Source organism: Gordonia sp. OPL2, from assembly GCF_003797825.1.
Classification (GTDB): Bacteria; Actinomycetota; Actinomycetes; order Mycobacteriales; family Mycobacteriaceae; genus Gordonia.
In genome coordinates, this window is the sequence record NZ_RKME01000001.1 from 633648 (window position 1) to 648040 (window position 14393).

Here is a 14393-nt window from a genome sequence, read left to right on the forward strand (position 1 = left end):
GACCGGCAATGGCGACGACCGTGGCAGATGTCATCATCGAGCGCCTGAAGGGTTCTGGCGTGCAACGGGTCTACGGACTTCCCGGCGACTCCCTCAACGGATTCACCGATGCGCTGCGGCGCGATGGCACCGTCGCCTGGCAGCACGTCCGCCACGAGGAGGGCGCAGCGTTCGCGGCCGGCGCCGAGGCGGCCCTGACCGACGAGATCGCCGTCTGTGCCGGCAGTTGCGGACCCGGGAACCTCCATCTCATCAACGGGTTGTTCGACGCGCACCGCAGCCGGGTCCCGGTACTCGCCATCGCAGCGCACATCCCCGGGGCCGAGATCGGCAGCACGTACTTCCAGGAGACCCACCCAGAACAATTGTTCCGGGAGTGCAGCGCGTACTGCGAGATGGTGAGCACACCGGAGCAGCTCCCCCGCCTCCTCGACATCGCCATGCGGACCGCGATCGAACGCCGCGATGTCGCGGTCCTGGTGATCCCCGGTGAGATCTTCCTCGCCAAGGCCTCCCGTCGGCGACCCGGTGCCCCGATCCGCCGTGCGGACCCGATCGTGCGTCCGTCTGATGCCGAGTTGCGTTCGGCCGCAGACATCCTCAACGATTCCGCGCGCGTCACCATCCTCGCCGGAGCCGGTGTCGCCGGCGCCCATGACGAGGTGGTGGAGTTGGCCCGGACGCTGCGGGCACCGATCGTGCATGCACTTCGGGGCAAGGAGTTCATCGAGTACGACAACCCGTACGACGTCGGGATGACCGGGTTGCTCGGCTTCTCGTCGGGCTACCGCGCCATCGAGAAATGCGATGCCCTGCTCATGCTGGGGACCGATTTCCCGTACCAGCAGTTCTATCCGTCCGACGCGCGCATCATCCAGCTCGACGTCCGAGGGGACCAGATCGGTCGTCGCACGCCCGTGGATCTCGGCCTGGTGGGGACGGTCGCGGACACGGTCCCGGCACTGACACGCCTCATCGAACCCGACCGCGAGTCCGATCACCTCGACTCCGCACGACGGCACTACGGACGCGCCCGGGAAGGTCTCGACGAACTCGCCGTCAACGACCGCAATCGCCGACCGATCCATCCGCAGTACCTGGCGCGCCTGGTGAGCGAGCTGGCCACCGACGACGCCGTGTTCATCCCCGACGTGGGTTCGCCCGTGGTGTGGGCGTCTCGCTACCTCCGGATGAACGGGCGCCGCCGCCTGATCGGCTCGTTCTCACACGGTTCGATGGCGAACGCGTTGTCACAGGCGGTGGGAGCACAGTCGGCCTTTCCCGGCCGGCAGGTGATCGCGCTGGCCGGCGACGGAGGTCTGGCGATGCTCCTCGGCGAGTTGCTGACCCTCACCCAGAACAGACTGCCCGTGAAGATCATCGTGTTCGACAACTCATCCCTGAATTTCGTCGAGGTCGAGATGAAGGCAGCCGGATTCGTCAATTACGGTACCGGGCTGGACAATCCGAACTTCGCCGACCTCGCCGCATCGGTTGGCATCCTGGGTCGCCGGGTCGAGCAACCAGACGATCTCGAGGGCGCACTGCACGAGATCCTCGCCCACGACGGACCGGCTCTGCTCGACGTCGTCACCGCCCGACAGGAACTGTCCATCCCGCCGACGGTGACGGCCGCGCAGGCCAAGGGCTTCACCCTGTACGCGCTGCGAACGGTGATGTCGGGTCGCGGTGACGAACTCGTCGACCTCGCCGAGACCAACGTCTTCCGTCGGTTGTTCGACTGAGGCGAACGGGTCGTCGCGCAGGAAGAGCGGGAGTAAACAGGTCAGCGGTACATCCGTACCAGCGGACAGGTGAACGGATCGCGCTCGCCGAGCCCCACCTGGTTGAGATATCGGATGACGATGCCGTAGGAACCGATCAGACTGGTCTCGGTGTACGGCACACCGTGGCGGGCGCAGTGCGCCCGGACCATCGGCTGGACCTTCGACAGATTCGGTCTCGGCATGTTCGGGAACAGGTGATGCTCGATCTGGTAGTTGAGGCCGCCCATCATGAAATCGGTGAACCGACCACCGCGGATGTTGCGCGACATCAGGACCTGCCGTCGGAGGAAATCCGCCCGCATCCCCTTGGGCACCAACGGCATCCCCTTGTGATTGGGCGCGAAGCTGCCACCGAGGAGCAGTCCGAACAGGGCGAGATGGGTGACGATGAAGACGACTGCGATCGGCAACGACATCACCGTCAACGGCAGGACCAGGCCGAAGAGCAGGCGCCCGACGATGAGCGCCAGCTCGAGTGCGCGATGCGCCACCGGGGCCGATCCGAGCAGCCCGCGGATGCTCGCGATGTGCAGGGCGACCCCTTCCAGCGTGACCAGGGGAAAGAACAGCCATCCCTGCCGGCGGGTGAACCAGCCGTAGAAGCCGGTTCGTCCCTGCGCGTCCGCCGGCACGAACGCCAACGGCCCCGGCTCGATGTCGGGGTCCTCCTCGATCATGTTGGGCGCCTTGTGGTGTCGGTTGTGCTTGGCGCGCCACCAATGCAGCGACAGCCCGGCGAAGGCGCCCGCGACGATCCGGGCCGTCCACTCGTTCGCCGACGCGGAGGAGAACATCTGCCGATGCGCGCCGTCATGCCCGAGAAAGCCGAACTGGGTGCTGACGACGGCCAGAACGGCGGCAAGCGGGATCTGCCACCACGAGTCCCCGATCGCCACCACCCCGGCCCAGACGCCCAGAAAGACGGTGATCGTCAGCGCGATGCGGGAGATGTAGAAGACGCGACGCCGCTCCAGAAGACCGGACTCGCGGACCTCGGCGACGAGGTCTGTGTAAGAACTCACCACACTGTTGCGGGGAAGGGTCGAGTTGTCGGGGTCCGACATGGACGTGCCTCGGTGCTTTCTGTGCGGAGCCGGCGCCACGGAGTGAGATCCGAGAAGAGCGCCCTACGAGAGTCACGACCAGCGCACAGCAATGCATCACGTCGGCACCCCCAGTGTGCCAGACGGCACGGTCCGGGGCGGCCCACGCGACGTCGACGCAGGTGGAGACCGACCAGGGCCGGATGTCAGCCGAGACGACGGGCCCGGGCGGGCGCGGTGGCGAGGAAGTCGTCGAGGATGCGGACGACCTCGTCCGGTGCCTCGGCATGTGGATAGTGCCCGATCCCCGGGAGCACCTCGAGCCGACTGCCCGGAATGGCCTCGTGGGCGGCGATGCCGTGGTCGACGGGGATGATGTTGTCCTTGTCCCCCCAGATCAACTGCGTCGGCAGTTCGGCGTTCAGGTACAGCCGGTTCAGCGCGCTGACCGCCTGGCCGCGGTGATCCACCACCGATCGCAGGGTCCGCAGAAAGGCACGGCGTGTATCTGCGTCGGCCAGAGAGGAATACGCCCGCCAGGTCTGATCGGCACGCGGTGAGCGGATACCTGCCGACGACGCCCACGAGCGGACCTTCTCACCTGCCCGCAGCACCGGCCCCGGCGCAATGACCGGCAGGACGAGCTCGGCGCCCGGCGCAGCGAGGAGGCGGAGCATCCAGTTGACGTCGGGACCGAGTCCGCCGCTGCCGATCAGCACGAGCCGGTCACATCGGTCCGGGTGCTGATAGGTGAACTGCATGGCGATCCCACCACCCAGCGACTGGCCGACGACGGTGACCGTGCGCACGTCGAGCTCGTCGAGGAGGTCCCGCAGAAACGCCGCGAATGCCCCCAGCGAGTAGTCGCCGCGCGGTTTGTCCGAGTCTCCGTGGCCCGGCAGGTCCGGCGCGATGACGCGATGGCGTGTCGACAGCGGGGCGATGATGGCATCCCACGTGGCCGAGCTGCCGGCCATGCCGTGGATCAACAGCAGCGCGTCACCGGTACCGACGTCGCGATACGCGACGCGATCGCCGTGCAGGTCGAGATGTTCGTACTCGTGCGTCACCGACGTCACTCCCCACGGGTGGTAGGTCAGGTGTCCGTCGCTCCCGGTCGATCCGGGCAGCGTGTTCTGCAGACGGGATGCAACGATTGTGTCCATGGGCACGAGCGAGGTCAATGTGGACCGTTATGCGCGGCGCGTCGGATACACCGGCGATCGGTCCCCCACCCTGGACACGCTGCGAGAACTCATCAGCGCGCATGTTCGTCACATCCCGTTCGAGAATCTCGACCCACTGACCGGCATCCCGATCACGCACCTGGATCCCGCGGGCCTGCAGGACAAACTCGTCGACCGTCGACGTGGAGGCTTCTGCTACGAGCACAACGGGCTGTTCCGTCACGTGCTGACCGCGCTGGGTTTCGACGCGGCTCCGCTCGCCGGCCGAGTCGTGTGGATGAAGGACCCCGGACCACTGCCGGCCGAGACCCACCAATTGTTGTCGGTGTCCATCCCGGGGGATTCGGCGCACTATCTCGTCGACGTCGGATTCGGCGGCCAGACGCCGACCGCCCCACTGCGGCTCGCCCCGCGCGAGGAGCAGGACACGGACCTCGAACGGTTTCGGATCGGAATCTCCGACGACGGGTTCCACGTGATGGAGTCCGAGGTCGGTGGCCGCTGGCAGCCCCTGTATCTGTTCACCACGGCACCGCGTCCCGACATCGACAGCGTGGTCGGCAGTTGGTTCGCGTCGACCTTCCCGGAATCCCACTTCCGGACCACACTCAGTGCCTGCATGGTCATCGACGACGCTCGATGGAACCTGCGCGATCGCAACCTGGCCATCCATCGTCCCGACGGCTCCGGCGAGAAGCGTGAGCTGTCCACCGCAGGAGAGGTCCTCGACCTGCTCGTCGACAGTTTCGGGATCGACGTCTCGTCGATCGACGGCCTCGAGCACCGGGTGAGTGAGCTGCTCGGGCGGTGAGCAGGCCGTCCGTCCGGTCCTCCCGGGTCACCCGGCGCGGGAGAACTCCGACGCCCGTGCCACTTGATCGGCGCTGATCTCGACACCGGTGTACCGCTCGAACTGACGTGCCGCCTGCAGTGCGATCACCTCGGCGCCGGTGATGAGCCGCTTGCCCTCGGCGCGTGCGGCGCGGATGAGCGGTGTATCGGCCGGGAAGGCGACCACGTCGAAAACGATGTCGGCAGCGTCGATCTCGGCGGGGTCGAACGACAGTCGGTCTTCGTCTGCCCCGTGCATCCCGAGCGGGGTGACATTGACCAACACGGACGTCGACGGCGCCGGTGCTGCCGACGAGTACCGGTAGCCGTATCTCTCCGCGAGCGCCGAACCCGTCTCCTCGTTGCGGGCGATCACCGTGACGTCGTCGAAACCGGCACCGCGGAACGCGGCCACGACGGCCTTCGCCATGCCACCGGACCCGCGGATCGCCACCGAGGAGTCGGGGTCGAGCGCGTGGTCGGCGATGAGAGCGGCCACCGCCTCGTAGTCGGTGTTGGCGGCGACCAGCCGACCGCCGTCGTTCACGATCGTGTTGACCGACTCGATCGCCGCGGCCGATTCCTCCATCACGTCGACGAGCGGGATGACCGCCTCCTTGAACGGCATCGACACCGAACAACCACGGATTCCGAGTGCTCGTATACCGCGAATGGCGCCGTCGATGTCGTCGGTGGTGAAGGCCTTGTAGACGAAATTCAGGCCGATCTCGTCGTAGAGGAAATTGTGAAACCTCGTCCCGATGTTCGACGGCCGTCCGGCCAACGAGATGCACAACGTCATGTCCTTGTTCAGGATCGGCATGGGTCTCAGCCTAGTGTCTGCGCGAGTACTCTCGCGGCATGGACGAGATGCGGAGCCGGCACATCTCCGTCGTGATCGCGGCGACCAGAAACGAGGTCTACTCCTTCGCCGCCGACCCGGACAATCTTTCGCGGTGGGCCGCGGGGCTGGCCTCGGGTGTCCGCCGTGACGGAGATCTCCTCATCACGCAGTCGCCGATGGGCGAGGTCAGCGTCCGCTTCGCCCCGCCGAATCCGTTCGGTGTCCTCGATCACGACGTCACGCTGCCCGACGGCACGGTCGTGGCCAATCCGCTGCGCGTTCTCGAGCATCCGGACGGCGCCGAGGTCGTCTTCACCGTGCGTCAGCGCGACCTCTCCGACGACGAGTTCGAGGCCGATTGCGCCGCCGTGGAAGGTGATCTCGAAGCCCTGCGCCAGGTCGTCACCGAGGCTTCCTGACACGACGGGTCGGCGCGTTCGGTCCCCGAGCAGAGCGGTCTACACCAGATCGTGACCCGCCTGAGTCTCTTCTCAGCTATCTCATAAGTAACAATGGCCCCACATGTCACATAAGTAACAGAACGTTGTGGAGGTCGGGGTGCGTCGTCGTCTCAGGAATGGCGTGCGCCTCGCGCTCGCCGGTGCGATCACAGTGTCGGCGTCGGTACTGGCGACGACCCAGGGCGCGGGAACCGCAGAGGCCGCGCCGTGCGGCAACGGTGGGTTCGGATCGAGTTTCCTCGACACCGGATCGCTCGGATCGTCAGGCTCACTGGGCTCCTCGGGTTCGAGCGGGTCGTCGGGTTCGAGCGGATCAGGGAGCTCGGACATCCCCAGTCTGGGCCCGCAGGGCCCCCTGGTGCCGTTCGTCGGGGCGAGCACTCGAACGGTCTCCTGGGTCACCGGCCCGATCAGCCCGAATCGCACCTACAGCCGATTCGGGATCACGGGTACCGACCTCGGCATCAGCTGGGACAACGGTGCCGGACAGACGCTGATGGCTTTCGGGGACACTTTCGGCAACTGCAACGCGGCCGGCCAGCAGTGGCGACACAACGTCCTGCTGCGAACGAACGACGACCGGCTGAGCGACGGCATCAGCGTGCCGAACGGCGTCGCGGGCGACGTGTATTCCGGCACGGTCATCGCCCCCGGCCGGCCGAACTACGCGCAACAACTCATCCCGTCCCTCGGTATCAGCAACGTCGAGGTGACGACGATCCCGACGACCGCGATCTCCCTGCCGCGGCCTGGCGGCGGCTTCCGACAGTTCATCAACTACATGTCGGTGCGATCCTGGGGCAGCGCCGGCCACTGGGTCACCAATTTCTCGGCGATCGCCCACTCCGACGACAACGGTCAGACCTGGACCACCGACACCGACACCATCCTGATCAACGCCCCGGTGTCGCTCGCCCTGCCGGGCGACCTCCCACCGGTTGAGTACAACAACGGGAAGTTCCAGCAAGGCGCCTATGTCAAGGGTCGCCCCGATTCGGCCACGGAGAGCAAGTACATCTATCAGTTCGGCACTCCCAACGGCAGATTCGGCGCCGCATTCCTCGCCCGGTTCGCGCCCGCGGACATCCTGTCACTCGACCGCTACCAGTACTGGGCCGGCAAGGCGCGTGGCTGGGTCGACGACATCAAGGAGATCCCCGACGACGGCTCCGCGATCGTCGTGCCCGCCCCGGTGACCGAACTGTCGGTCGCGTGGAGCCACTATCTGAAGAAGTACGTGATGCTCGACGGCGACAACGGAATCCGCATGCGCACCGCCGATCACCCCGAAGGCCCATGGAGCGGACCGAAATCGCTCGTCCCGTCCGGCGCACTCGTGGTCTACGGCCCCATGATGCTGCCCGACTCCCCCGCCCTCCGGGGAGACGGGAAGGAGTTGTACTTCAACGCATCCCGCTGGAGTGACTACAACGTGATGCTGCTACGCACCGACCTCAGCCGGGTGAGATGACCGGTCGGTGTCGCCGGGTGGGACGGCCGGCGACCGGGCGCGTGGGGATGCACCCGGCCCGACGTCACTTCCCGAACCCGGCGTCGCGCAACGCCTGCGCCATCGATCCGCTCGGCTGACTGCGGTTGCCGCGGCCACCGTCGCGGCGGCCGTTGGCCGAACGGTTCGCGCGATCCCCGCGCTGTCCGCCACGGTTGCCCGTCCGGTCCCGGCCGCTCTTGCCCCCCGACGGTGCGGCGGCACCGTTCTTTGTCGACGCCGGCCCGCGCCCGCCGACCCCCGGCTCGTCGTCGAGCCGCAGACTCAAGCCGATGCGCTGGCGTTCCACGTCGACGTCGATCACCTTGACCCGCACGACCTGGCCGGAACGCACCACCTCGTGCGGATCGGAGACGAACCGGTCCGACATCGCGGAGACGTGGACGAGACCGTCCTGGTGCACGCCGACGTCGACGAACGCACCGAACGCGGCCACGTTGGTGACGACGCCTTCGAGAACCATGCCCGCACGCAGGTCGGCGACCTTCTCCACCCCGGCGGCGAACGTGGCGGTGGCGAACGCGGGTCGGGGATCGCGCCCCGGCTTCTCGAGTTCGGCGAGGATGTCGGTGACCGTGGGAATGCCGAACCGGTCGTCGGCGAACTCCTCCGGACGTAGTGCGCGCAGCGCACGGGAGTCGCCGATCAGCTCGGTGATCGCCAGACCCGACCGGTCCAGGATGCGCCGGACCACGGGATAGGACTCCGGGTGCACGCCCGACGCGTCCAGTGGGTCGTCGCCGTCACGGATCCGCAGGAAGCCGGCGCACTGCTCGAAAGCCTTGGGGCCCAGTCGCGCGACGTCGCGCAGACCGGCACGACTGCGGAACGGTCCGACCTCGTCCCGGTGCGCGACGATCGCCGCCGCGAGCGTCGGGGTCACACCGGACACGCGGGAGAGCAACGGAACCGAGGCCGTGTTCAGATCGACGCCGACCGCGTTCACCGCGTCCTCGACCACCGCATCGAGACTGCGCGCGAGCGTGCCCGGGGTGACGTCGTGCTGATACTGGCCGACTCCGATCGACTTGGGGTCGATCTTGACCAGCTCCGCGAGCGGATCCTGGAGCCGCCGGGCGATGGAGACGGCGCCGCGGAGCGACACGTCGAGCTGCGGGAGTTCGCGCGACGCGTACTCCGACGCCGAGTACACCGACGCCCCGGCCTCACTGACGATCGCCTTGGCCGGCGCGCGAGCACCGGACGTGCGGATGTCGTTGATCAGTTCGGTTGCGAGAGAGTCTGTTTCGCGTGATGCCGTGCCGTTGCCAATGGCCACCAGGTCGACCCCGTGGCGGGCGACGAGAGCCGCCAGTGTCGCCTTGGCCTGATCCCATTGCTTCTGCGGCTGATGGGGGTAGATCGCGCACGTGTCGAGCACCTTGCCGGTGCCGTCGACGACGGCGACCTTGACGCCGGTACGGAAGCCGGGATCGAGACCCAGGGTGGGACGCGTGCCGGCCGGCGCCGCGAGCAGCAGGTCCTTCAGATTCGTGGCGAACACCCCGACCGCGTCGGCCTCGGCCCGCTGGCGCAGCCGGACCCGTGCCTCGATGGACGCCGACACCATCAGCTTGGTGCGCCACGCCCAGCGTGCGGTGGTCACCAACCACGGCGTGCCCGGCCCCGGGTTCGACGCGTCGATGCCGAGCGTCGCCGACACCATCGCCTCGTAGGGTTCGTCCTCGCCGCCGTCGAGTGACAGGGTCAGCGCCTCCTCCTTCTCACCGCGGAGGACGGCGAGCACACGGTGTGAGGGCATCGAGTCGAGCGGTTCGGAGAACTTGAAGTAGTCGCGGAACTTCTGCGCTGCAGCCGATGTCGAGGCGGCCTCCGATCGGGCGGCCGTGCGCATCGAGCCGTCGGACCAGAACTTCTCGCGGATCGCACCGACCAGTTCGGCATCCTCCGATGCGCGCTCGATCAGGATCTGGCGCGCACCGTCGAGCGCCGCCGCGGCGTCGGCGACGTCATCGGTCACGAACTCGCCGGCGGCGTCGTCGGGACTCAGCGAGGGATCGGCCAGCAGCCGGTCGGCCAGCGGTTCGAGGCCCGCCTCCCGAGCGATCTGGGCCTTGGTGCGCCGCTTGGGTTTGTACGGGAGATAGATGTCCTCGACGCGCGCCTTGGTCTCTGCCGCCAGCAGAGCCGCCTTCAGTTCGTCGGTCAGCTTGCCCTGCTCCCCGATGGAGGCGATGACCGCGTCGCGTCGCTCGTCGAGCTCACGGAGGTACCGCAGCCGTTCGTCGAGGGTGCGCAGTTGGGCGTCGTCGAGACTTCCGGTCACCTCTTTCCGGTATCGCGCGATGAACGGCACGGTGGAGCCGTCGTCGAGCAGCCGAACAGCGGCGGCGACTTGCTCCTCACCGACGGACAATTCCTCGGCGATTCGCGTGTTCACGGACTTCACGGATGAGCTCGGATTCACTCGGAGGACCCTACCGAAGGAACCCGACACCTCGGCGCAGGCGGTTCCGACGAGCGGCACCTTCCCCGCCGATTTGTGCCAAACAGCACGGCCGGCCCGCCCGATGGCGATAATCGACCTGCAGTTGCCGATCTGCAATTCCGGACACCGAGGGGCCCGTACCATGACCGATGTCGATGTGATGATCGCCGGCGCAGGACCGATCGGCCTGACGGCCGCGATCGAGTTGCGGCGGCGTGGGGTGCGAGTGCGGATCGTCGATCCGCTCGAGGAGCCGCCTCAGTACGCCAAGGCGGTGGGTGTACAGCCCAGGACCCTGGAGGTCTTCGAGGGCATGGGCGTGCTGCGGGAGATTCTCGACGCCGGCGTCGAGATGCGCGGTCAGATCATCTTCGTCAACGAGGCCGAGGTGGGTCGTATCGATCTCGAGGTACCCGCCGACATCCCGTTCCGCTTCCACTGCATCCCGCAATACGAGACCGAGAGGGTGCTACGGGAGCGCCTCACCGAACTCGACACGCAGATCGAGCGTGGCACGCGCCTGGTCGGATTCGAACAGGACGACGACGGGGTGACCGTGACCCTCGAGGGCCCGGCGGGCACCGAGACGGTCGGCGTCGGGTACGTCGTGGGCGCCGACGGAGCCCACAGCACGGTGCGCAAAACGCTCGGACTGACCTTCGAAGGCGCCGCCTTCGAGGAGCAGTACATGCTCGGCGACGTCGTGGTCGACTGGTCGCAACCCCGCGGATACAGCATCCGTTCGATGCATCAGTCCGACGGGGCCACCGACGATCTCCTGGTCTGCATCCCGTTGCCGGGCAACGGACGCTATCGCATGTCCATGCTGGTGCCCGAGCAGTTGGCCGTCGCCCCGTCGTCACCCGGCGACGGGATCGCGCACGGATTCGAGGGCGCCCGGGCCCCGCAGCTCGCCGACATCCAGGCGGTGGTCGACCGGCTGGCGCCCGAACCTGCCACCGTGTCCGACCTTCGCTGGTCGTCGGTCTTCCGGATCAGTCATCGTATTGTCGACGCCTATTCGCGCGGACGGGTGTTCGTCGCCGGGGACGCAGCGCACATCCATCCGCCGACCGGTGCACAGGGGATGAACACGGGCATCCAGGATGCGCACAACCTCGCGTGGAAGATCGCTCTGGCAGTCGAGGGGGTCGCGGCCGACGGATTGCTGGCGAGCTACGACGCCGAACGACGCCCCGTCGGCGAAGATGTGGTCGGCCGGACCGTCAAGAGCGCGCGCGAAGGGATCGGCGCGGACTCCTCGGATCCGGACTTCATCACCCGCCGTGAGGCGCAACTCCTGATCAGCTACGCCGACAGTCCGATCGTCACCGGGACCGACGCCGGACCGGGCCCACGGCCTGGCGAGCGCGCCCCCGATGCCGTCGAACTCTCCCGCGAGGTGCTCAACTTCCCCATCAGGTTGTTCTCCCTCCTCGACCGCAAGGGCCACACCGCGCTGATCTACGCGGGCGACGCGGCGGGAGCCGGCGATGTCGCGGCGATCGAGACGCTGGCGGCGGAGGCGGTATCCGCCGCTCGGGGCCGACTGCACGCCTACGTGATCGCATCGCCGGAGGCGCAGGTGGGCAGCGTGGGCCTCCCCCTCATCCGCGACGCAGCAGGCACATTCGCACAGCAGTATCAGCCGGGCGGTTCGACGGTCTTCGTCCTGCGACCGGATGGCTACCTGGGCTATCGCGGCCCCGTGGCCGACGTCGAGTCGATGCGCAAACATCTCGCATCCACGTTCGCCTGACGTGAGCCAGGCGTGATCGTTCGACCGAACGCCCTTGTGACCGTTCACTACCCGCCGATCGTGTCCTGACTTTCGTCGAGCGTGTCCTCGCTGGGCACGCTCGACGAAATTCAGGACACGGTCGGCGATGGTTCGGGTTCGCGCTCGGGCCGACGGGCGGGAGGTCGCCGGTCCACCTCGGCCCAGAACGAACGGATCGCGTCGGCGGTGGCCGCCGGGCGTTCGAGCGCCGGGATCACGCGGGCACCGGAGACGGTGATCTCGACGGCATCGTCCATCGTGACGGCGACGGCCCGCGCCTCCTCCGGGGTCCACTCACCACGATCGTCGGTCGTAACGAAGGCGACCGGCGCGGTGATACGTGCCGCGGCCCATCCTAGGTCGGTGCGATTGAGGATCGCAGTCTCGACGGCGGCGATCATCGATCGTCCGGACGCGGACAGGGAGTCGTGCAGCATGTCCATCGCCTCGGCGTCCTCCCGTCGGGTCCGCTCGGTGAACAACGTGTCCTCGATGGCCGAGAGCACAGGACCGCGCGCACCGATGATCCGGTACAGCGGGAGCAGCGCCCGGACCTTACGACGCACACCGCGGCCGATGGGATGGGTCGGTGCACTGATCGCGACCAGGTCGGCGATCATGTCCGGACGGGTCGCGGCCAGGTCGAGTCCCACATGACCGCCCCACGCGTTGCCCACCCAGCGCACCCGGTCGTGGCCGGTACGCCGACGGATGTCGTCGACGAGTCGTTCGGCAGCTCGGGCACACTCGGCGATGTCCACTGCCCGTTCGAGTGCATCGCTGCCTCCGGCCGACGGCGCGTCGACGAGGAAGAGCCGATGGTCGGCGGCGAGGTCGGGCACGATCCTGTCCCAACTGTGCGAGTCGACGAACATGCTGTGCCACAGGATGACCGGCCGCCCGTCACCCACCTCGCGCACGGACAGTCGACCGAGATCGGTGGATACGCGGAACTCATTCATGGTCACTCCTCGGGAAGACAATATTGATATTACACAGGGTAAATTGAATTATGTCTAGACTCGGGTGGTGGCACGGATCTACTCCTCACAGCTGCGCACCGAGCGGGCGCGCGCCAATCGGGCGCTCGTGATCGCAACGGCCACCGAGCTGTTCTGCACCGACGGTTGGGTCCCGACGACGATGTCGGCGGTGGCGACGGCCGCGGGTTTGACCCGTCAGACCGTCTATCAGCAGTTCGACGGGAAACTCGCCCTTCTCGACGCCTGCATCGACAACGCCCTGTCCGCGGGTGAACCGGTGCGGGTGCGCGAACTTCCCGAGTACCGGGCGATGGCCGACGGCGACTTCGACAGCCGTCTCACCGCCGGCGCGCGCTGGCTGCGAGGCGCGCATGAGCGATCGGCGGTCATCCAGAACGTGCTCGATCAGGCCGCCGTGACCGATCCCGATGCCGCCGAACGGCTCCGTGAGCGCGAGGCGAATCGCTGGGACGAGGTCCGTTTCGCGGTCGGCCTGGTCCTCGGGACGGAACCGTCCGACCGACTGGTGGACTCGATCTGGTCGCTGGCCGCCCGATCCATATGGTTGCGACTGGTCGGCGACCGTGGTTGGTCCGAATCCGATTGGGAGACATGGTTTGTCGACCTTGCCCGCTCGAGCATGGGTGACGAGTCGGCCGCCGGGCACTGACCGCCCGACCGGCGACTCATGATGACGTGTTCGTCACCACCCACACCGCCTCACGGAGTGGGTCGGGACTCGTGGCGATGTCGCCGATGAACGGGTGCGACAGCTCGAGGATGAGAAAGAGGTTGGTGGCGACGATGATCGAGACGATGACCACCATCGGATAGTGCAACGCCGGTCGTTCCACGCCGTAGATGATCACCGTGCCGAGCACCATGATGCTGGTCAGATAGATGACCACCCACAGCGGCCATGGAGGTCCGACATCGTCCTGCGCGGTGAGCAGTCTGATGGTCCGGGCCTGGCCCAGCTTGTCCAGATTGGCGACGCTCGCCGTCAGCGTCGACTTCTCGAGGTCCGTCCCGGGTCGCACATCCCGGTAGGTGGCCTGTAGTCGACCCAGCGCGGCATCGGCACGGGCGGAGCGGATGTGGTCGGTGTCGGTCCACTCGTCGATCGCGGCACGTTCGTAGGCGAGCAGCGCGGCTCGGATCGCGTCGGCATCGGAAGGGCTGAATGCGGTCGAGTCCCTGGCCATCTGGACCGCCACCGCCCCCTCGGCCCGCGCGTTGGCGTCGGCGGTGTTGATCTCGCCCCACATGGCCGACACGATGAAACCGATGAAGAAGGCGTAGACGAAACCGACGAAGCCGTAGGTGAACCGTGTGACGTCATTGTGCGCATCACCGGTCAGCGCGGGGAAACGTCGGCGCACCCCGGCGGTGACGAGAACCGCGAGCCCCGCGGTCACGAGGATCAACCCGACCAGAAGCGCGAAGGCGGGCACGTGGGCCACCAGCCATGAGCTCACTCGACGCTCCCCCGTGTCTGGGCACCGGTCGTCCGCACGC

Annotated in this window: 12 protein-coding genes; 6 read left to right on the plus strand and 6 right to left on the minus strand. The window is 67.4% G+C overall.

Going from position 1 to position 14393, the window contains the following annotated elements; genetic code table 11:
- The first annotated feature begins 8 nt into the window (after positions 1 to 8).
- Positions 9 to 1745 (plus strand): ubiquinone-dependent pyruvate dehydrogenase, encoded by a 1737-nt coding sequence (gene poxB, locus EEB19_RS02795; protein WP_187582922.1) that lies wholly within the window; start codon positions 9 to 11, stop codon positions 1743 to 1745.
- A 41-nt stretch (positions 1746 to 1786) separates the two neighbouring features.
- Here poxB and EEB19_RS02800 read toward each other — a convergent pair whose 3' ends face one another.
- Complete coding sequence (locus EEB19_RS02800; protein ID WP_187582924.1) at positions 1787 to 2851, minus strand: acyl-CoA desaturase; 1065 nt, start codon at positions 2849 to 2851, stop codon at positions 1787 to 1789.
- A 185-nt stretch (positions 2852 to 3036) separates the two neighbouring features.
- The gene (locus tag EEB19_RS02805; RefSeq protein ID WP_262365404.1) at positions 3037 to 3900 is read right to left on the minus strand and encodes an alpha/beta fold hydrolase; all 864 of its coding nucleotides are present in this window, start codon (positions 3898 to 3900) and stop codon (positions 3037 to 3039) included.
- 94 nt (positions 3901 to 3994) lie between these two features.
- Between EEB19_RS02805 and EEB19_RS02810 the strand changes: the two genes are divergently transcribed.
- The gene (locus EEB19_RS02810) at positions 3995 to 4828 is read left to right on the plus strand and encodes an arylamine N-acetyltransferase (RefSeq protein ID WP_187582928.1); all 834 of its coding nucleotides are present in this window, start codon (positions 3995 to 3997) and stop codon (positions 4826 to 4828) included.
- A gap of 27 nt (positions 4829 to 4855) precedes the next feature.
- Here the strand turns inward: EEB19_RS02810 and EEB19_RS02815 are convergent, their stop codons facing one another.
- Complete coding sequence (locus EEB19_RS02815; protein ID WP_187582930.1) at positions 4856 to 5671, minus strand: shikimate 5-dehydrogenase; 816 nt, start codon at positions 5669 to 5671, stop codon at positions 4856 to 4858.
- A gap of 38 nt (positions 5672 to 5709) precedes the next feature.
- On the opposite strand from EEB19_RS02815, the gene EEB19_RS02820 reads away from it, so the two are divergent.
- Both EEB19_RS02820 and EEB19_RS02825 read left to right on the plus strand, forming a co-directional pair.
- The gene (locus EEB19_RS02820; RefSeq protein ID WP_187582932.1) at positions 5710 to 6111 is read left to right on the plus strand and encodes an SRPBCC family protein; all 402 of its coding nucleotides are present in this window, start codon (positions 5710 to 5712) and stop codon (positions 6109 to 6111) included.
- 163 nt (positions 6112 to 6274) lie between these two features.
- Complete coding sequence (locus EEB19_RS02825) at positions 6275 to 7624, plus strand: DUF4185 domain-containing protein (protein WP_262365382.1); 1350 nt, start codon at positions 6275 to 6277, stop codon at positions 7622 to 7624.
- Between the two features lie 64 nt (positions 7625 to 7688).
- Here EEB19_RS02825 and EEB19_RS02830 read toward each other — a convergent pair whose 3' ends face one another.
- Positions 7689 to 10091 (minus strand): Tex family protein, encoded by a 2403-nt coding sequence (locus EEB19_RS02830; protein WP_187582936.1) that lies wholly within the window; start codon positions 10089 to 10091, stop codon positions 7689 to 7691.
- 163 nt (positions 10092 to 10254) lie between these two features.
- On the opposite strand from EEB19_RS02830, the gene EEB19_RS02835 reads away from it, so the two are divergent.
- On the plus strand, positions 10255 to 11871 hold the full coding sequence (locus EEB19_RS02835; RefSeq protein ID WP_187582938.1) for an FAD-dependent monooxygenase: 1617 nt from the start codon (positions 10255 to 10257) through the stop codon (positions 11869 to 11871).
- Between the two features lie 110 nt (positions 11872 to 11981).
- On the opposite strand, the gene EEB19_RS02840 is transcribed toward EEB19_RS02835, so the two are convergent.
- Positions 11982 to 12854, minus strand: coding sequence for an alpha/beta fold hydrolase (locus EEB19_RS02840; RefSeq protein ID WP_187582940.1), 873 nt, complete (start codon positions 12852 to 12854; stop codon positions 11982 to 11984).
- Positions 12855 to 12921: 67 nt separating this feature from the next.
- On the opposite strand from EEB19_RS02840, the gene EEB19_RS02845 reads away from it, so the two are divergent.
- On the plus strand, positions 12922 to 13545 hold the full coding sequence (locus EEB19_RS02845) for a TetR/AcrR family transcriptional regulator (protein WP_187582942.1): 624 nt from the start codon (positions 12922 to 12924) through the stop codon (positions 13543 to 13545).
- Positions 13546 to 13561: 16 nt separating this feature from the next.
- On the opposite strand, the gene EEB19_RS02850 is transcribed toward EEB19_RS02845, so the two are convergent.
- Positions 13562 to 14353 (minus strand): DUF4239 domain-containing protein, encoded by a 792-nt coding sequence (locus tag EEB19_RS02850; RefSeq protein WP_187582944.1) that lies wholly within the window; start codon positions 14351 to 14353, stop codon positions 13562 to 13564.
- Positions 14354 to 14393: the final 40 nt, after the last annotated feature.